This is a genomic window from Nonomuraea sp. NPDC001636, from assembly GCF_040298265.1.
GTDB lineage: Bacteria > Actinomycetota > Actinomycetes > Streptosporangiales > Streptosporangiaceae > Nonomuraea.
In genome coordinates, this window is record NZ_JBEOZT010000034.1 from 66,370 (window position 1) to 83,640 (window position 17,271).

Consider the following 17,271-nt stretch of genomic DNA (forward strand, 5'->3'; position numbering starts at 1 on the left):
GACCCTCGCGGAAAAGGATCTCCAGGCGTAGCGTGGCGGTATGCGGCAGGCACACGCTGAAGACGCACGGAACGAAGCCAGGCGCATCGTACGCAACCTGCTGGGGGAGGAGCGCCCCACCGCCGAGTCCCTGGTCGCCGAGGTGCGGCCGGTGTTCGGCGACCAGCGGACCGACCGCGCGCTCGGGCTCGCGCTCGGCGCGTCGCTCACCCGCCGGTCGGCCGAACTGGCCGCCATCGCCGCGCTCCTCGTCGGCACCCGCGAGCTGGGCGCCGGCTGGTGGACGCGGCCCAGGGGCGGCAAGCTGCCGCCGCCCGACGAGGTGCTGCGCACGGCCGTCGCGATCGAGCCGTGGACCGACCTGACCGCGCTGGAGATGCTCGCCGCCTGGATCGCCGACGACGCCGCCGACCAGCTCTGGGGCCGGCCCGTCGCCGAGGTCGACCTCAACTCCTGGCAGGCCGAGGACCGCTTCGAGCTGCCGCCGGGGGTCCGGCCGGGCCAGCGGCTCGTGGTGCACTTCGACGCGGGCGGCCGGCTCGACGCGGTCGTCGCCCGCCGTCCCGACGACGCGCTGGGGTCCAACCTCGACTTCCAGTCGCTGCGTTACTCCAGGCCCGCCGAGGCCCAGTGGAGCTGGGGGGTGGCCGCCGGGCTCGGGCCCCACCGGCTGCCCGGCGAGAAGCCCGACCCGTACGCCCGCGAGATCCCGGCCGCCGCGGCGGGCGTGCTGCGGGCCTGGGCCGTCCGCCACGGCGTCACCCGCGAGGAGCTGGGCGAGCGGTGGGGGACCGTCGGCGACGTGGTGGCCGCCATCGAGCGGGTCGACTGGATGTGGCGCAGCGGCGAGTGGTTCGGCTGGTGGCGCGGCGCGTCCGCCCTGGTGGACGACTCGGCCTACCTGCCGTACCGGCTGGAGGAGCTGGCCGCCGGGTGACCCGCGGCCGGCGGAATCGTCGTGCGGGCCGCGTGGTTGTCGATGGGGTGAAAGTCGAGATTTTCTCCGATGTCGTGTGCCCCTGGTGTTACATCGGGCACGTCCGGTTCGCCCGCGCCGCCGAGCGCTTCCGTGCCAAGGGCGGCACGATCGAGGTGACCATGCGCCCGTTCCAGCTCAACCCCGACGCCCCCGCCGAGGGTGAGCCGCTGATCCCGGCCCTTGAGCGCAAGTTCGGGCCGGGGGCGCGGCAGATGACCGAGCGGGTCAGGGCCGTCGCCGTCGAAGAGGGCCTGGAGATGGACTACGAGCGGGCCGTCAACGCCAACACCTTCGAGGCCCACCGGCTCATCGAGACCGCCACCGCCCAGGGGCTCGGCAAGGAGATGGCCGACCGGCTGTTCCGCGCGTACTTCGGCGAGGGCGCCAACGTCGGCGACCCCGCCGTGCTGAGCCGCCTGGCCGGCGAGGTCGGCGTCCAGGACACCGGCGACGGCGCCGAGCAGGTGCGCGAGCACCTGGCCAGGGCCGGCGCGCTGGGTGTCAGCGGGGTGCCGCTCTTCCTGTTCGAGGGCAAGTTCGCGGTGTCGGGCGCACAGCCCGAGGACGCCTTCGCGGCGGCGATCGACGAGGTCGCCGAGCGTACCGGCCAGACGCCGATCACCCAGCTCGCCCCGCCCGCCGACGGCTGCGACGACGACGGCTACTGCGCGGTCTGAACGGCCCCGCCCGCGGCGGTGCGACAATCGGAAGGTGTCGAGCCGCCGCCTTGGTTACCTGCTCAAGCATGCCGCGCTGCGCCTGGCCGAGTTCACCGGCCCGGCGCTCGCGCCCTACGGGATCGACGGGCGCGAGCTCGGGGTGCTGTCGGTGATCGACGCCCCCGAGCCGCTGTCGCAGCAGGAGGCGGCCCAGCGGCTCGGCATCGACCGCACGACGATGGTCGCCATGGTCGACGCGCTGGAGAGCAAGCGGTTGGTGGCGCGGCGGCCGCATCCGGGCGACCGCCGCAAGAACGCGGTCGAGCTGACCGAGCACGGCCGCGAGACCATGCGCCTCGCGGTGCCGGCCGTGGAGGCGGCCGAGGGCGCCTTCCTGTCCGCCCTGCCGGAGCACGAGCGCCGCCTCTTCCACGCCGCCCTCGACCGGCTGGTGTGAGCCACACGGCCCAGGCCGGGGCGAGGCACACGGCCCAGACCGGAGCTTGGCACCCGGCTCAGGCCGGGGCGCCGCCTTCGCCGAGCTGGCCGGAGCGGTGGTGGCGGCGGCAGAGCACCTGGTAGCGCACCGGCGAGGCGTCGGTGTCGCCGATCACGACCTGCTCGCCCGTCCGCGCCAGCACCCCGCCCACCACGCGCGCGTTGAGCTGCCCGGGACGTCCGCACCAGCACAACACCTCGACCTGCAGCCGGCACACCTCGTCGGCCAGCTCGAACAGCCGCTGCGCGCCGGGGAACATGACCGATCTGAAGTCGGAGGCCAGCCCGAAGGCGTAGACGTCGATGCCGTGCTCGTCCACCAGGTCGGCGAGCTGCTCGATCTGCTCGACCGTGTAGAAGCAGGCCTCGTCGCAGATCAGGTAGTCGATGCGCTCGTGCGCGGTGACCAGGCCGACGAGGTCGAGGGAGTCCTCCACCTCGATCGCCTCAAGGCCCAGCCCGATCCGGCTGGTGACCTTCGGGCCGCCGGAGCGGTCGTGCTTGGTCAGGACCAGCCCCCGCCGCCCCTGGCGGCCGTGGTTGTAGTTCATCTGGAGCGCCAGAGTGGACTTCCCGCAGTCCATGGGGCCGAAGTAGAACTTCAGCACGGCGTCCCGGGCTCCGGATGGCACGGCTGACAAGGCAGACAGTTCGGTCACAGGAGGCCAGCTTAGCGGCTTGGCTTGTTCCATGACCTCGTGGGACATTTCTCCCCTGGACTATCAGGAGGAACTGTGGTCACCGACAATCCACCGACGCTCGACGCGATGCTGACACAGGACGACGTGACGGCCGCCCAGGCCGACGCCACCCGATGGCGGTACGGTTTCCTGGTCGTCGTGGCGGGCATCGTCGCGATCCTGATCGCCTTCGGCGCCGCGGTGTTCGCCACCAAGGAGTTCGCCGCGCTGTTCGCGGGCGTGGCCGGGGTGGTGGGCACGATCATGGGCGCCTATTTCGGCGTGCAGGCCGGCCAGTCGGGGAAGGCCAGAGTCGAGGCCGAACTGGCAAAATCCCAAGAGCTGGTGGTGCGCCTGGCGGCCTACGTCGGCACCCAGAACGCGCCCCGGGTCATCGACGAAGTTCTCGGCCGTCGCCGAAGCTGAGGAGCCATGCGTAGCGTCCGAATCGGAGTGGACACCGGGGGCACGTTCACCGACGTCGTGGCGGTGGACGAGCAGACCGGTGAGATCGTCACCACCAAGACCCCCTCGACGCCCGCGAACCCGGCCGACGGGTTCGTCGCGGGCATCGGGAAGCTGGGCGAGCTCGACGTCGCCTCCATCGTCCACGGCACCACCGTCGCGACGAACCAGCTGCTCGAAGACCGCATCGGCAACCTCGGGTTCATCACCACCGAGGGCTTCGAGTTCATCCTGGAGATCGCCAGGCAGAGTGTGCCGGACGGCTACGGCAACTCCTACTTCTGGGTCAAACCGCCGCGGATCGTCCCCGTGCACCTCGTCAGGACGGTCGGCGGCCGGCTCGACCACCTCGGCAACGAGGTGCGGCCGTTCTCCGAGGAGCAGGCCGTCGAGGCGGCGCGCTGGCTCAGGTCGAAGGGGATCACCGCGGTCGGCGTGTGCTTCCTGCACTCCTACGCCAATCCCGAGCACGAGCGCCGCATGCGCGAGATCCTCTGGCGCGAGCACCCGGAGGCGGTGATCTCGCTCTCCAGCGACGTGCTGCGCGAGTACCGCGAGTACGAGCGCTCGATCACCACCCTGGTGGACGCCGCGGTCAAGCCCGCCGTGCGCGGCTACATCGCCGGCCTGTCCAACCGGCTCGGCATGCCGTTCTCGGTGATGAAGTCCAACGGCGGCGTGCTGTCGGCGCGCGAGGTCGTCAACCAGCCGATCACCACCGTGCTGTCGGGCCCGGCGGCGGGCGCGCTCGGCGCGGCGCTGATCGCCTCCACGGCCGGGCACCCGTCGGTGATCACCCTCGACGGCGGCGGCACCTCGACCGACGTGGCCGTGGTGATCGACGGCGAGCCGTCCCTGACCACCGAGGGCACGGTCGGCCGGTACCCGTGCAAGATCCCGATGATCGACATCGTCACGGTCGGCGCGGGCGGCGGCTCGGTGGCCTGGATCTCGCCCGAGGGCACGCTGAAGGTCGGCCCGCGCTCGGCCGGCGCCGATCCGGGGCCCCTGTGCTACGGCAAGGGCGGCTCGGAGGTCACGGTCACCGACGCGCACGTGTTCCTCGGCCGCATCCCGCCCCACCTGCTGGGCGGCGAGATCCCGCTCGACGCCGACGCCGCCCGTCAGGGCGTCGAGGCGCTGGCCGACAAGCTCGGGCTCAGCCCCGAGCGCACCGCGACCGGCATCCTGGAGATCAGCGCGTTCAACCAGAGCAACGCGATCCGGCAGCTCACCGTCAAGCGCGGCCTCGACGTACGGGACTTCCCGCTGGTGACGTTCGGCGGGTCGGGGCCGCTGCTGGCCTGCCGCCTGATCGACATCCTGGGCCTGCCCGCTGTCGTCGTCCCGCGCGACCCGGGCAACGTCTCGGCGTTCGGCCTGCTCACCGTCGACGTCAAGAACGACTACGTGCGCACGTACGTCACCCGCGACCTCGCGCTCAAGACCGCCGCGCAGATCTTCCAGGAGCTGGAGGGCCAGGCCGCCGAGGCGCTCGACCGCGAGGGCTTCGACGACCCGGTCCACGTGCGCAGCGCCGACCTGCGCTACTACGGGCAGGCGTTCGAGGTGCGCGTCGCGGCCCCGGCGGGCCCGCTCGACGACGACTGGAAGCGCACGGTGATCGACGCCTTCCACGACGCCCACGAGAAGCTGTACGGGTACGCCTACCGCGACGACCCCCGCCACGGCGTCGAATGGGTCAACCTGCGCGTCTCGGGCATCGGTCCCATCACCCGTCCGGCGATCCGGCGGCTCGGCAAGCCGGGGGAGGGGGCCACCTCGGTCCGTCCCGTGCACTTCGAGGAGACCCGCGACACCCCGATCCACCAGCGAGCCGCGCTCGGGCCGGGCGCCACCGTCCAAGGGCCGGCGGTCATCGAGGAGTACGGATCGACGATCCCCGTGCACCCGGGCTTCACCGCGAAGGTGGACGACTACGGAAATGTGGAGATCCGACGTGATTGATCCGATCCTGGTGGAGATCGTCGAGGGCACGCTGGCCTCCGTCGAGCGGGAGGTCGAGACGGCCATCGCCCGTACGGCCCGCTCCCCGATGATCCGCGACGCGCACGACTTCCGCGCCGGCATCCACGACGCCCGGCTGCGCAAGCTCACCGGCCGCTCCTACAGCGCGCTCGTCCAGCCGATCGTGCGCGACTTCCCGATCGAGACGATGAAGCCCGGCGACGTCTACTTCCACAACGACGTCTACCTGTCCGAGGGCGGCATCGGCCACCTGCCCGACCTGTGCGTCACCGTGCCGGTCTTCCACGACGGGGCCGTGGTGGCGTTCGTGCAGGCGTTCGGCCACCACGACGACATCGGCGGCGCGGTGCCCGGCTCGATGCCCTCGCACGCCCGCTCGGTGTACGAGGAGGGCCTGATGATCCCGCCGATCAAGCTGTGGGACCAGGGCGTGCCGAACGAGACCGCGCTGCGCATCATGACCCGCAACTCCCGCATGCCCGACTCCCTGGCCGGCGACCTCGACGCCGAGTGCTCGGCCTGCCTCATGGGCGCCCGCCGCCTCGGCGAGCTGTTCGACCGGTACGGCAGGCAGTCCGTCGAGGAGTGCTTCGACGCGATCGTCGCCAAGACCACCGAGACCTTCCGCAGGGAACTGCTCGCCAAGATCCCCGAAGGCACGTACGTCTGGGAGGACTACGCCGAGCACGACGGCGTCGACGAGCCCCGCCTGCACGCCCAGCGCATCACGCTCACCGTCGACCACGCCGCCGACGCGCCGCTCACCATCGACTTCACCGGCACCTCACCCCAGGCCAAGGGCCCGATCAACCACGCGGGCGACTACGCCGACGGCGTCTTCCTGAAGAAGTGGCTGGCGCCGGTGCTGCGCAACCTCGCCGACACGCCCGAGCGCATGGCCGAGCTCGACGTCAACGAGGGCGTCGTGCCGCTGATCAGGATGGTCTTCCCGGAGAAGGGCACGCTGCTCACCCCGGTCTTCCCGGCGCCCACCAACGCCCGCACGTTCGTCATCCTGCGCCTGCTCGGCGTGCTGGCCGGGGTGCTGGCCAAGGCCACCGGCGGACGCATGCCCGCCGACCAGGAGACCATCCGCTACACCGGCGTCCACGGCAGCGACGCCGACGGCACGCCGTACCTGATGCGCGAGGTGCTGGGCGGCGGCTCGGGCGGCCGCTGGTACGCCGACGGCGAGGACACCATCCACATCGTCCCCGACTCGCGCAACATCCCGGTCGAGTTCGCCGAGGCGCGCTGGCCGTTCCGGGTGGAGCGGCTGGGGCTGGCCTGCGACTCGGGCGGCCCCGGCATGTTCCGCGGCGGCCTGGGCTACGACAAGCACATCAGGATGCTCAGGGACGCGTCGTACATGTCCATCGCCGACCGGTCGATCCTGTCGTGCTGGGGCGTCAACGGCGGCCTGGCCGGACGCCCGTTCCGGGTGGAGATCGCCGGCAAGGAGATGGACGGCCTGGTGGACGACCACCCCGTCCAGGCCGGCGACCTGATCCGGATCCGCACCACGGGCGGCGGCGGCTGGGGCTCCCCCTACGACCGCGACCCGAGGGCGGTGGCGGCCGACGTCCGCGACGGCAAGGTCTCGATCGCCGGCGCCCTGGGCGACTACGGCGTGGTCCTGGACGGCGACCGCATCGACGAACGCGGCACCGCCGAGCTCCGCGCCCGCCTGCGCCCGCCCGCGGACCGCTTCTTCGACCGCGGCCCCGGCTACCCGAGGCTGTCCGGCGGCAGGACGTTCGCGGAGGTGGACGAACTGTAGGGAACCGGCGGGGGCTACTCCTCGTCGAAGCTGGCGAAGTAGGTGGCCACCATGTCCTGGTCGCCGTGCCCCTGCGCCTCGGCGCGGCGCAGGCGCTCGCCGGCCGCCGCCACCATGTCCAGCCGCACCCCGGCCGACTCGCCCGCCTGGGTGATCAGCCGGGTGTCCTTCTCGGCGTTGTGCACGGTGAAGGACGGCTCCAGGTCGCCCTCCAGGATGGCCTTCGACTTGGCCTGGAAGTAGACGTTGTCCAGCGGGCCGCCGCTGATCACCTCGCGGACCAGGCCGGGGTCGAGGCCGAGCCCCTTGGCCAGGGCCAGGGCCTCGGCCACGATGCCGGTCATCGAGATGGCGTAGCTGACGGCGGCCATCTTGAGCCTGGTGCCGGTGCCCTGGGCGCCGTCCTCGCCGAGCCACAGGGTGCGCGCGCCGACGGCGTCGAACACCGGGGCGAGCGCCGGCCTGGCCGGCTCGGGGGCGGCCGCCAGGATCAGCAGCGTGCCCTGTTCGGCCGGCTGCCTGGTGCCCTGGACGGGCGCGTCGGCGAAGGTCAGCCCGTGCTCGGCGGCCAGGGCGGCCAGACGGTCGATCGCCGCCACGCCGACCGTGCTCATCTGCGCCCACACCTGGCCGGGGCGCAGCGCGGGCGCGGCGGCGGTCATCGCGTCGTGCACGGCGTCGCCGTCGCTGAGCATCGTGACGATCACGTCGGCGCCCTCGACCGCCTCGGCGGGGGAGCCGGCGACGACGGCGCCGTCGGCCGCCAGCGGCTCGGCCTTGTCCCGCGTGCGGTTCCACACCCTGACCGGCAGGCCGGCCTTGAGCAGGTTGCGGGCCATGGGCGCGCCCATGAGCCCGGTCCCGAGCAGTGCGACTTCAGTCATGAGGATCACCTTACGACGGCCCGCTCCGGCGGCTTCGGCGAGGTACGGCGTCGCGATGCGAGGATGGCCGGCATGGGACCTTCGCGGATCGTCGCCGTACGTCACGGGGAGAGCCAGGCGAACCTGGCACACGCGCAGGCCGGCGACCGGCCACTGGTCTACGAGCGGGGCGACCACGAGGTGACGCTGACCGACCTCGGCCTGCTCCAGGCGCGGGCGCTCGGCCGGATGCTGGCCGGGCTGCCCGCCGGCGAGGCGCCCGAGGAGGTGTGGTGCTCTCCCTACCTGCGGGCCCTCGACACCTGGAAGGCCGCCCGGGAGACCTGGGGCGCCGGCGCGCTGCCGGTGACCGTGGACGAGCGGCTCAGAGACCAGGAGTCGGGCGATTTCGCCCGGTTCAACCTGGCCGCCATCGGCGAGCGGTTCCCCGGCGAGGTGCGGCGGATGCGGGCCGAGGGCCCCTACGCCTACCGTCCGCCCGGCGGCGAGTCGCTGGCCGACGTGGTGGTCCGGCTGAAGGACTTCCTGCACGGGCTGCGCGCGGCGGCGGACGGGCGGCGGGTGCTGATCGTCGCGCACGACTCGGTGGTGCTGGGCCTGCGGCACGTCATGGCCGGGCGGGACGACGCCGACCTGGCCGACGTCCTGCGGTTCGCGCCGGTGCTGAACGCGTCGGTGTCGGTCTGGCGGGCCGCGGGCGCGGGGTTCGAGGTGGTGGCGTTCAACGACGTCACCCACCTAGATCCCGCTTGAGCCGCAGCAGCCGCGCCCGCCGCGCATGGGCCTGCCCGGTCAGCACGGCGCTCACCGCCACGAACGCCAGCCCGAGCGCCAGCGCGCCGGTGGCCACGGCGGCGACGAGCGCGGTGGTGAGCAGGGCGGCGCCCAGGGCGATCCAGCCGGCGATCACCCGGTCGCGGGCGAACAGCGGCGTCCTGCGCGTGCTCAGCCAGCCGCCGTAGCAGGCCCAGGCCAGGCAGAACGCGGTGAGAGCGGCGAAGGCCAGGTGGGTGCGGCCGGGCAGCGGGCCGGGCTCGGTCCACCACAGGGCGCAGACGAAGACCGTCCCGGCGGCCCCGGCGAGCAGGGCGGTCAGCGCGCGCACGCGCCGCCACGGCGACAGCGACGGTTCGAGGCGCTCGATGATCTCGTCGGCGGTCAGGCGCGGCTCATCGGTCATGGTCGATCTCCTTCAGGTGCTCGCGCAGGAGGCGGCGGGCGCGGCTGAGCCTGGACTTGACGGTTCCGGCGGGGATGCCGCAGATCTGGGCGCACTCCTCGACCGGCAGGTCCTCCAGGTAGTGCAGGACGAGGATCTCCCGCTCGGGAAGGGGCAGGGCGGACAGGGCGGCGAGCAGGCCGGCGCGGTCCACGACGGCCTCGGCAGGATCTTCGGACACCGGTTCCGGCTCGGCCGCGCTCTCCGTCCTCGCGTACTCCGCACGCAGGCGGTCGGTGACCGCCCGGCGGGCGATGGTGAACAGCCAGGGCGCGAACCGTCCGGGCGCGCGCAGCCGGGGCAGGCCGCGCACGACGGCCGCCCAGATCTCCTGGGCGACGTCGTCGGCCCGCTCGGCGTCCAGCATGCGCCGGACGTAGGTCCAGACCGGGGTGTGCCAGCGGCGTACGAGTTCGGCGATCGCCGCGCGCTCGCCCAGCTGGGCGCGTACGACGAGCAGCTCATCTGTCATGTCGTCCTTCCGTCACCCAGCTCAGTCGGGCGGGAGGGCGACCCGGTTCACGTCTCGACGACGAGATCGGCGCGCTCGCGGGTGCGGTCGGCGGCGAACCAGGCCCGTTCGGCGGCGAACCACTGCCGCCACCGGGGTTCGAGCTCGGGGCCGTCGCGGTCGAGGACGCGCCGCAGCCGCACGGCCTCGGGGGCCTCCACCCAGACGGTGAAGGCCAGCAGGCGGGCGGCCGACCGGCGGGCGGTGCCGACGCCCTCGACGACCAGCACGGGCGCGGCCGGCACCGCGACCTGCTCGGCGTAGCGTTCGCGCACCCAGTCGTACCGGCGGAAACCGGCCGGGCGGCCGTGCCGCAGCGGTTGCAGGACCTGCTCCTCCAGCAGCCGGAACCAGGCGCCGGGGCCGTCGTCCCAGTGGACGGGGAAGTCGTCGCTGTGGATCACCTGGCAGCCGATCGCCGTGCCGAGCCGGCCGGCGAACGTGGTCTTGCCCGAGCCCGCCGGGCCGTCGACGGCCACCAGGCGGACGGGCCCGCAGGAGGGCGGCAGGGCCTGGATGCGGCGGGCCAGGGAATTCACCGGACCAGGGTAGGCGATGGTGGACGGCCGCCTGAGAGAATATTCTTCCGGCCCAACGCAAGCTGGAGGTTGACCTTGCTCGGACCCCTCGGCGACGTCGTCGTCCTCGATCTGTCCAGGGCCCTCGCGGGGCCGCACGCCGCGCAGATGCTCGGCGACCTGGGCGCCCGGGTGATCAAGGTGGAGCATCCGGACGGTGGTGACGACTCGCGCGGATGGGGGCCGCCCTTCGTGGGGCCCGACCACGACATCTCGACCTACTTCCTGGCGGCCAACCGCAACAAGCAGTCCATCGCGGTCGATCTCAAGTCCGCCGAGGGCAGGCGGCTCATCGAGCGGCTCGTCCGCCAGAGCGACGTGCTGATCGAGAACTTCCGCACCGGCGTGCTCGACCGGCTCGGCTTCCCCGTCGAGCGTCTGCACGAGCTCAACCCGCGCCTGGTCGTCCTGTCGATCACCGGGTTCGGCCACGACGGGCCCGAGGGCGGCCGGCCGGGCTACGACGTGATCGCCCAGGGCGAGGCGGGGCTGATGTCGCTGACCGGGCCCTCGCGCGAGGAGCCGTACCGGGTGGGCGCCTCGATCGCCGACCTGCTGGCCGGCATCCACGGCGCGTACGGCGTGGCGGCGGCCCTGTACGAGCGAGAGCGCACCGGCCGGGGCCGGGTGGTGCGCACGTCCCTGCTGGCCGCGGTCACCGGTGTCCACTCCTACCACGGCACGGCCTGGACGGTCGGCGGCCAGGTGCCCGGCGCCAACGGCAACCACCACGCCTCCATCGCCCCCTACGGCGCCTTCCGCTGCGCCGACGGCATGCTGCAGATCGCCGTGGCGAACGACGGCCAGTGGAAGAAGGTCGCCAAGCTACTCGACATCGACCCTGATGTGGCGAAATATGCGACCAACAGGCAGAGATTCGCACACCGGGACGAGCTGATCGCCGACATGGAGAAGGCCCTGGCCGACCACGACCGCGCCCACTGGCTGGCCAGGCTGGGCGAGGCCGGCGTGCCCGCGGGCGCGATCAGGTCGATCGACGAGGTCTACGCCTGGGAGCAGACCCGCTCCCAGGGGCTCCTGGTCGAGGTGGACCATCCCGTGCTGGGCCCGATCGAGCTTCCCGGGCCGCCGCTGCGCTTCGACGGCCTGCCCCCGGCCGAGCACACCGCGCCCCCCGCGCTCGGCCAGGACGGCGACGCCGTGCTCGCCTGGCTCGAAGAGCGGGAGGGATGATCGGCAATTCCCGGCTCCGGCATGTACCCTCGTGCGTCACCATGGCATCATCGGTTGATCGTTAGGAGCGATAGTGAGCCGTCCGGACGCGCGCACACTGATCGAAGCGGTCCTCGACAGGGGGTCGTGGAAGTCGTGGGACGCGCCGCCCGCCGATCCGGCGGAGCCCGGCTCCTCCTACGCCGAGGAGCTGGCCGCGGCCCGCGTGAAGTCCGGCTACGACGAGTCGGTGATCACCGGCGAGGGGCTGCTCGACGGCCGCAGGGTCGCCGTCGTGGTCTGCGAGTTCTCCTTCATGGCGGGGTCGGTCGGGGTCGCCGCGGCCACCCGCATCGCGGCCGCGGTCGAGCGCGCCACGCGTGAGCGGCTGCCGCTGCTGGCCGCCCCGGCCTCGGGCGGCACCCGGATGCAGGAGGGCGCGCTGGCGTTCGTCCAGATGGTCCGGATCACCGTCGCGGTGCAGGCGCACCGCGCGGCCGGGCTGCCGTACGTCGTCTACCTGCGCCACCCGACGACGGGCGGCGTGCTGGCCTCCTGGGGCTCGCTCGGGCACGTCACGGCGGCCGAGCCGGGGGCGCTGATCGGGTTCCTCGGGCCGCGGGTGTTCGAGGCGCTGCACGGCTACCCCTTTCCCGAGGGCGTCCAGGTGGCCGAGAACTTCTACGAGCACGGCCTGGTCGACGCCGTCGTGTCGGCCGACGACGCCCGCAGGGTCGCGATCAGGGCCCTTTCCGTGCTGTGCGCCGCGCGTACCGGCGTCGAGGCGGGCGAGCCGCCCGCAGAAGACCTGCGGCCGGTGGAGGCGTGGGAGGCGATCACCCGCTCGCGCCGCGACGACCGGCCGGGCGTGCGCACGCTGCTCAAGCTCGCCGCCACCGACGTGACGCCGCTCAGCGGCAGCGGCGCCGGGGAGAACGAGCCGGGGCTCGTGCTGGCGCTGGCCAGGTTCGGCTCGGCGCCCGCCGTGGTGCTCGGCCAGGACCGGCGAAGACAGCGCCGGCGCTCGCCGCTCGGCCCGGCCGGGCTCAGGGTGGCCAGGCGCGGCATGCGCCTGGCGGCCGAGCTGGGGCTCCCGCTGGTCACCGTGATCGACACCGCCGGGGCCGACCTGTCGAAGTCGGCCGAGGAGGGCGGGCTGGCCGCCGAGATCGCCCGCTGCCTGGCCGAGCTGGTCACCCTCGACGCGCCGACCGTGTGCCTGCTGCTCGGCGAGGGCGCGGGCGGGGCGGCGCTGGCGCTGCTGCCGGCCGACCGGGTGTTGTGCGCGCAGCACGCCTGGCTGTCGCCGCTGCCGCCGGAGGGCGCCTCGGCCATCCTCTACCGGTCGGTCGACTTCGCCCCCGAGATCGCCCAGGCCCAGCACATCCGGGCCACCGACCTGCGGCGCGACGGCATCGTCGACCGGGTGATCCCCGAGCTGCCCGATGCCGCCTACGAGCCCAGGCAGTTCTGTGAGCGCGTGGGGCGGGCGCTGGAGCACGAGATCGCCAAGCTGCTGGAGGTGCCCCCGGCCGACCGCCTGGCGGCCCGCCTGGCCCGCTACCGGGCCCTGGGCTGAGCGCCTACGGCACGGGGATGCGTTCGACGCGGATGGAGAAGACCTCCTCGCGCGGCACGACCACCTCGTACGCGCCGTGGTCGACCATCCAGTAGCCGAGCGCCTCGGCCTTCATGCCGCTGTGGCCGGTGTAGGCGATGTGCAGGCCGTCGTCGTCCTCGTCGAGGACGATGCACGGCTCGCCGCCGAAGGCGCCGACGGTGCGGACGAGCACCAGCCACTCCAGCCGCGACCTGGCCACCACCCGCCGCCAGTAGCCCGAGGCGGGCTCGAAGCCGTCGAGCTCCACCTCGCTGAACAGCACCACCTGGTCGTTGTCGGGGCCGAGCGCGGCCGGCAGCGTACGCTCGCCGAAACGGGCCACGAAGCCGGAGGCGACCGGCGTGATCTCCTCGCTCATGCGGCGGGCCGCCAGGTCAGGCCGTCGTAGCCGGCGAAGGGCCGCTCGCCCTCGCCGGTGACGTGGACGATCTCCGCCCCCGCCGGGATCGGCATCGGGACGGTGTGGAACTGCGGCACCACGTGGTCGGGCGAGGTGGTGAACCCGTTGCCGGCGAACGGCGGCACGTCGCTCCAGTCGCCTCCCATGTGCGGGCCGTAGGGCACCGCGTAGGTGTCGACGTCGCGGGCGTGCCAGCGCATCAGGTAGAGCTCGGGCACCTCGGGGAACAGCTCCGAGCCGTCGAAGGACAGGTCGAGGCCGTAGTAGAGGGCCGCCGGCGTGGTCAGCCTGACGCAGTCCTGGACCCGGTAGACGTAGCCGGAGATCACGGTGCGCTTGCCCGACAGGTACGGCACGAGCAGACGCGGCGGCACGACCTTCTGCATCTGCGTTCCGCTCATGGCTCTACTTTACGGTCGGTTGACCCTTGAGCACCCGGTGATCCAGACACGGGAGCATGGCCCGGGCGGTGGCCGTCCATTCGGTGTCGAGGCGGACGAGCTGGACCCCCGGACCGGTGCCGAGGTCGGCCCGGACCACTCCGAGCGGATCGACCAGCATGCTGCGCCCCACGCCGAACCCGTCCTTCGACTCCTCCGGGTTGGGCGCCTGGCCGACGGCGGCCGTCCACATCGTGTTCTCCAGGGCCCGTGCGCGGACCAGCGTGACCCAATGGTCCTCCTTCAGCGGGCCCGACCCCCAGGCGGCGATCACCGCGAACAGGTCGGCGCCCTTGTCGACCAGCGCCCTGGTCAGCTCGGGGAAGCGGATGTCGTAGCAGGTGACCAGCCCGACGCGCAGCCCGGCCAGCTCGACCACGGCCGGTTCGGCGCCCGGCGCCACCAGGTCGGACTCCTTGGAGCCGAAGGAGTCGAACAGGTGGATCTTCCGGTAGGCGGCCTTGACGTCGCCGTCGGGGCCGATCGCCACGGCCGTGTTGTGCACCTTGGCGCCGGCCGGGCCCTCGCCCGGCTCGAACACGCCGGCGATCACCGCCAGGCCGTGGGTGCGGGCCGCCTCCGCCAGCCCCGACACGAACGGCCCGTCGAGCGGCTCGGCCAGCTCGGTGACGCGCCTGCCGTAACGGGTGAGCGTGGCCTCGGGGAAGATCGCCAGGTCGGCCCCCTCGGCGCGGGCGAGCGCCTCCCTGGCCCTCTTGAGGTTGGTGGCCGGGTCAGGAGAGACCGGAATCTGGCAGAGGGCGATTGTGGTCACGGCCCGACTCTAACCGGTTGGGCACCAGTCGAAACCAGGTCAGGCACCGCCAGATCCACTCAAGTGGGCCGTACCGAAATCTGGTGAGCCACCAGCCGCTGAACAACGTCTGCGCCACCACTGTGGTCAGCGCCACCGCGAGCACCGGCCAGCGGGTGGCGCCGGTCTTCAGCGGGACCGTGCACAGCGCGATCACCGCCGTGCCGGTGACGTAGTTCGTCAGCGCCATCCGGCCCAGCGGCTCCAGCAGGGCCGACGACCACGGCCGCAGCGCCAGCAGCAGCCCGCCGGCGTACGCCGCCGCCCCCGACAGCGCGGCCGCGCTGTAGACGGTCCAGTCACCCGCCCCCGGCACGTCCGCGACGCCCGCCCAGGTGACCGTCAGCACCAGGGAGGTCAGCGCCGAGGCCGCGAACACGGGAGCCAGCAGGCTCCGCGGCGGGCGCAGCCGCATCAGCCCCATGCCGACCAGGAACAGCCCGGGGATGAGCGACGGGCCCGCGCCGTGGAAGGTGGCCCAGACGGTCGCCACGACGCCGAGCGCCAGCACCGGCAGGCCGCCCGGCAGGAACGAGGCCGGCAGCAGCACCACCAGGCCGTAGAGGGCGTAGTCGGTCAGCACCTCGCCCTGGTAGAAGGTGTGCTGGAGCAGGCCGAAGCAGGCCAGCCAGGCCAGCCGGCGGGCCAGCGCCCAGCGGCTTCCCGAACGGTCGAGGAACAGCACGAAGCTGATGCCGAACAGCAGCGAGAAGATCGGGTAGAAGCGGCTCTGGAACAGCGCCTCGATCGTGCGGTCGATGCCGGTGTAGGGCTCGTGGCCGGCGTGCTGCCAGGTGTTGACCAGCATGATGCCGCCCACCGCGAAGCCGCGGAGGGCGTCCAGCTCACGGATGCGCGTCACAGGAACCAGGTGAACCACCATATGAGGAATCCGGCGCCGGCGACCGCCGCCACGAGGTGCGGCCACCGCCGATCGTGGAACAGGGCCGCGACGCTCAGCACGGCCGAGGCCACCGCTATCCACGTGTACAGGCCGATCGTGCCCGGGACGCCGACGGCCAGGGCCGTCTCGTTCCTGCTCGCCATGCCGTAGACGGCCTGGCCGGTCAGCCCGGCGAACGCCACGCCGGCCAGCCCCGCGTAGGCGGTCACCGACCTGCCGCGCAGCGCGCCCGCGGCGAGCTGGACGAGCGAGACGAGCGCGAACAGCGCGAAGGGCGCGGCCAGCCAGGGCGCCTGCGAGATCCGGTACGGCGCGCCGGTGACGTGCGTGTCGGCGAGCCGGAGCGTCGGCGGCCGGGCCGGGTCGGACTCGCACGGCTTCGGCGACACGCGGTCCGGGGCCTCGACGAACTCGGCGATGTGCTTCCTGGCGCACGCGCTGGTGAGGAAGACGGCGTGGCTGCCGCGGAACGTCTCGAACCGGGCGCCGGGGATGGCTTCGGCGGCGGGCCCGGCCGTCCTGGCGGGGGTGGTGGGGTCCCGGTCGCCGCCGACGACGAAGACGGGGGCCTTCGGGACGGCGTTCACGGGGGCGGATTTGGGAAGTTGCCACGCATCACACACCGCTTTGTCCGCGTTTACCGTGAAAAGTCGGGATTTGGTGGTGAAGGTGTTGAACGGCACCTCGTCCTGGCACTGCACCGCGTGGTACAGCCCGAACTCGTGCGACACCAGCCCCTCGCCCACCGCGTCGGCCAGCGGCCGCAGCAGCTCGTCGTGCCCCTCGGCCAGGCCGCCGACCAGCGCGGGCGCCACGGCCGACACGTCCGCCTCGTGCAGCGCCTCGGCGAGGACGGTGGCCACGTCGTCGCCGGACATCGTCGCCGTGAACGGCCGGCCGAGCAGCGGATCGGTGGTCGGCACCCGGGCGGGGGAGCGGTTGAGCCCGGCCACCACCCGGTCGAAGGCGTCGCCCACGCCGAGCGCGGCCACGGTGTCGCGCAGGTTGCGGTCGGCGTCGTCGTACCAGGCCACGGACTCGGGCAGGAACGAGTCCAGCACGACCGACCGCACGCCCTGCGGGTCGGCGGCGGCGACGTCGGTCATGACCCGGGTGGAGTAGCTGACGCCGAACAGGTTCCAGGAGGGGTAGCCGAGCGCCTGGCGCAGGGCGACCACGTCGGCGGCGATCTCCTTGGTGTGGTAGCCGCGCAGGTCGATGCCCTGCTCCTGGAGGCGGGCGCGGCAGCGCAGGGCCGCCGCGCCCACGTCGGCGGGTGGCCTGCGCAGCCGTCCGAGCAGCGCCTCGGCCGTCTCGGGGCAGCCCAGCACCGGACGGGAGTACTTCCCGCCGCGCTGCTCGATCGTCACCACGTCGCGGTCGGGGAACATCTGGCTCAGGAACCCGGTGAGCTGCAGCGACGACGACGCCGGCCCGCCGCCCATGTAGACGATCGGATCGGGTTGGCGGCCAGGGGCCGTCGAGGTGTGCACGGCGTACCCGACCTTGATGGTCCGGCCCGGCGTGTCGCGGCGCTCGGGGACCAGCAGGAACCCGCAGACGGTGTGCTCCGGCACGGCGACCGGGCAGGGCGCGGCCTCCACGGGAGGGGGCGTGTCAGGCGTGACGAGGGGAACGCTCAGGGCGAGGGCTAGCACGACCCGGATGATCACGAGA

General features: G+C 73.0%; 19 protein-coding genes. 9 read left to right on the forward strand and 10 right to left on the reverse strand.

Going from position 1 to position 17,271, the window contains the following annotated elements:
- Nucleotides 1-40 precede the first annotated feature (40 nt).
- Genes ABT158_RS43265 through ABT158_RS43275 form a run of 3 tightly spaced genes read left to right on the forward strand, consistent with a single transcriptional unit; the run spans nucleotide 41 to nucleotide 2,095 of the window.
- Complete coding sequence (locus tag ABT158_RS43265; RefSeq protein ID WP_352363890.1) at nucleotides 41-937, forward strand: hypothetical protein; 897 nt, start codon at nucleotides 41-43, stop codon at nucleotides 935-937.
- 47 nt (nucleotides 938-984) lie between these two features.
- Nucleotides 985-1,656: a DsbA family oxidoreductase gene (locus ABT158_RS43270; RefSeq protein ID WP_352363892.1), complete on the forward strand. Its 672-nt coding sequence runs from the start codon at nucleotides 985-987 to the stop codon at nucleotides 1,654-1,656.
- Between the two features lie 34 nt (nucleotides 1,657-1,690).
- The gene (locus ABT158_RS43275; protein ID WP_352363894.1) at nucleotides 1,691-2,095 is read left to right on the forward strand and encodes a MarR family winged helix-turn-helix transcriptional regulator; all 405 of its coding nucleotides are present in this window, start codon (nucleotides 1,691-1,693) and stop codon (nucleotides 2,093-2,095) included.
- 58 nt (nucleotides 2,096-2,153) lie between these two features.
- On the opposite strand, the gene ABT158_RS43280 is transcribed toward ABT158_RS43275, so the two are convergent.
- Nucleotides 2,154-2,768, reverse strand: coding sequence for a thymidine kinase (locus ABT158_RS43280; RefSeq protein WP_352363896.1), 615 nt, complete (start codon nucleotides 2,766-2,768; stop codon nucleotides 2,154-2,156).
- Nucleotides 2,769-2,903: 135 nt separating this feature from the next.
- On the opposite strand from ABT158_RS43280, the gene ABT158_RS43285 reads away from it, so the two are divergent.
- Genes ABT158_RS43285 through ABT158_RS43295 form a run of 3 tightly spaced genes read left to right on the forward strand, consistent with a single transcriptional unit; the run spans nucleotide 2,904 to nucleotide 7,050 of the window.
- Nucleotides 2,904-3,242 carry a hypothetical protein gene (locus ABT158_RS43285; RefSeq protein ID WP_352363898.1) on the forward strand — a complete coding sequence of 113 codons (339 nt, stop codon included), beginning with the start codon at nucleotides 2,904-2,906 and terminating at the stop codon, nucleotides 3,240-3,242.
- Between the two features lie 6 nt (nucleotides 3,243-3,248).
- The gene (locus ABT158_RS43290) at nucleotides 3,249-5,249 is read left to right on the forward strand and encodes a hydantoinase/oxoprolinase family protein (protein WP_352363900.1); all 2,001 of its coding nucleotides are present in this window, start codon (nucleotides 3,249-3,251) and stop codon (nucleotides 5,247-5,249) included.
- The gene (locus tag ABT158_RS43295; protein WP_352363902.1) at nucleotides 5,242-7,050 is read left to right on the forward strand and encodes a hydantoinase B/oxoprolinase family protein; all 1,809 of its coding nucleotides are present in this window, start codon (nucleotides 5,242-5,244) and stop codon (nucleotides 7,048-7,050) included. Before ABT158_RS43290 ends, ABT158_RS43295 begins: the two co-directional genes overlap by 8 nt.
- A gap of 14 nt (nucleotides 7,051-7,064) precedes the next feature.
- Here ABT158_RS43295 and ABT158_RS43300 read toward each other — a convergent pair whose 3' ends face one another.
- Entirely contained in the window at nucleotides 7,065-7,934 is an 870-nt protein-coding gene (locus ABT158_RS43300) for an NAD(P)-dependent oxidoreductase (RefSeq protein ID WP_352363904.1), read from the reverse strand.
- Between the two features lie 72 nt (nucleotides 7,935-8,006).
- Here ABT158_RS43300 and ABT158_RS43305 point away from each other — a divergent pair, with 72 nt between their 5' ends.
- Entirely contained in the window at nucleotides 8,007-8,687 is a 681-nt protein-coding gene (locus ABT158_RS43305; protein WP_352363906.1) for a histidine phosphatase family protein, read from the forward strand.
- Here ABT158_RS43305 and ABT158_RS43310 read toward each other — a convergent pair.
- Genes ABT158_RS43310 through ABT158_RS43320 form a run of 3 tightly spaced genes read right to left on the reverse strand, consistent with a single transcriptional unit; the run spans nucleotide 8,665 to nucleotide 10,203 of the window.
- Nucleotides 8,665-9,114: a hypothetical protein gene (locus tag ABT158_RS43310; protein WP_352363908.1), complete on the reverse strand. Its 450-nt coding sequence runs from the start codon at nucleotides 9,112-9,114 to the stop codon at nucleotides 8,665-8,667. The genes ABT158_RS43305 and ABT158_RS43310 overlap by 23 nt on opposite strands.
- Nucleotides 9,104-9,625 (reverse strand): RNA polymerase sigma factor, encoded by a 522-nt coding sequence (locus ABT158_RS43315; RefSeq protein WP_352363910.1) that lies wholly within the window; start codon nucleotides 9,623-9,625, stop codon nucleotides 9,104-9,106. The genes ABT158_RS43310 and ABT158_RS43315 overlap by 11 nt, the downstream gene beginning before the upstream one ends.
- Nucleotides 9,626-9,672: 47 nt before the next feature.
- Nucleotides 9,673-10,203: a uridine kinase family protein gene (locus ABT158_RS43320; RefSeq protein ID WP_352363912.1), complete on the reverse strand. Its 531-nt coding sequence runs from the start codon at nucleotides 10,201-10,203 to the stop codon at nucleotides 9,673-9,675.
- A 75-nt stretch (nucleotides 10,204-10,278) separates the two neighbouring features.
- Here ABT158_RS43320 and ABT158_RS43325 point away from each other — a divergent pair, with 75 nt between their 5' ends.
- Both ABT158_RS43325 and ABT158_RS43330 read left to right on the forward strand, forming a co-directional pair.
- A complete protein-coding gene (locus tag ABT158_RS43325) occupies nucleotides 10,279-11,436 on the forward strand; it encodes a CaiB/BaiF CoA transferase family protein (protein WP_352363914.1) in 1,158 nt (385 codons plus the stop codon).
- Between the two features lie 73 nt (nucleotides 11,437-11,509).
- Nucleotides 11,510-12,994: a carboxyl transferase domain-containing protein gene (locus tag ABT158_RS43330; protein ID WP_352363916.1), complete on the forward strand. Its 1,485-nt coding sequence runs from the start codon at nucleotides 11,510-11,512 to the stop codon at nucleotides 12,992-12,994.
- Between the two features lie 4 nt (nucleotides 12,995-12,998).
- Here ABT158_RS43330 and ABT158_RS43335 read toward each other — a convergent pair whose 3' ends face one another.
- The 5 genes from ABT158_RS43335 to ABT158_RS43355 are packed head-to-tail and all read right to left on the reverse strand — an operon-like array spanning nucleotide 12,999 to nucleotide 17,267.
- Nucleotides 12,999-13,394 carry a hypothetical protein gene (locus ABT158_RS43335; RefSeq protein ID WP_352363918.1) on the reverse strand — a complete coding sequence of 132 codons (396 nt, stop codon included), beginning with the start codon at nucleotides 13,392-13,394 and terminating at the stop codon, nucleotides 12,999-13,001.
- Nucleotides 13,391-13,837, reverse strand: a complete 447-nt coding sequence (locus ABT158_RS43340; RefSeq protein WP_352322420.1) for a hypothetical protein — start codon at nucleotides 13,835-13,837, stop codon at nucleotides 13,391-13,393. The genes ABT158_RS43335 and ABT158_RS43340 overlap by 4 nt, the downstream gene beginning before the upstream one ends.
- A gap of 4 nt (nucleotides 13,838-13,841) precedes the next feature.
- Nucleotides 13,842-14,651 carry a carbon-nitrogen hydrolase family protein gene (locus tag ABT158_RS43345; protein WP_352363920.1) on the reverse strand — a complete coding sequence of 270 codons (810 nt, stop codon included), beginning with the start codon at nucleotides 14,649-14,651 and terminating at the stop codon, nucleotides 13,842-13,844.
- On the reverse strand, nucleotides 14,611-15,552 hold the full coding sequence (locus ABT158_RS43350) for a DUF418 domain-containing protein (RefSeq protein WP_352363922.1): 942 nt from the start codon (nucleotides 15,550-15,552) through the stop codon (nucleotides 14,611-14,613). Before ABT158_RS43350 ends, ABT158_RS43345 begins: the two co-directional genes overlap by 41 nt.
- Nucleotides 15,549-17,267: an alpha/beta fold hydrolase gene (locus tag ABT158_RS43355; protein ID WP_352363924.1), complete on the reverse strand. Its 1,719-nt coding sequence runs from the start codon at nucleotides 17,265-17,267 to the stop codon at nucleotides 15,549-15,551. The genes ABT158_RS43350 and ABT158_RS43355 overlap by 4 nt, the downstream gene beginning before the upstream one ends.
- Nucleotides 17,268-17,271: the final 4 nt, after the last annotated feature.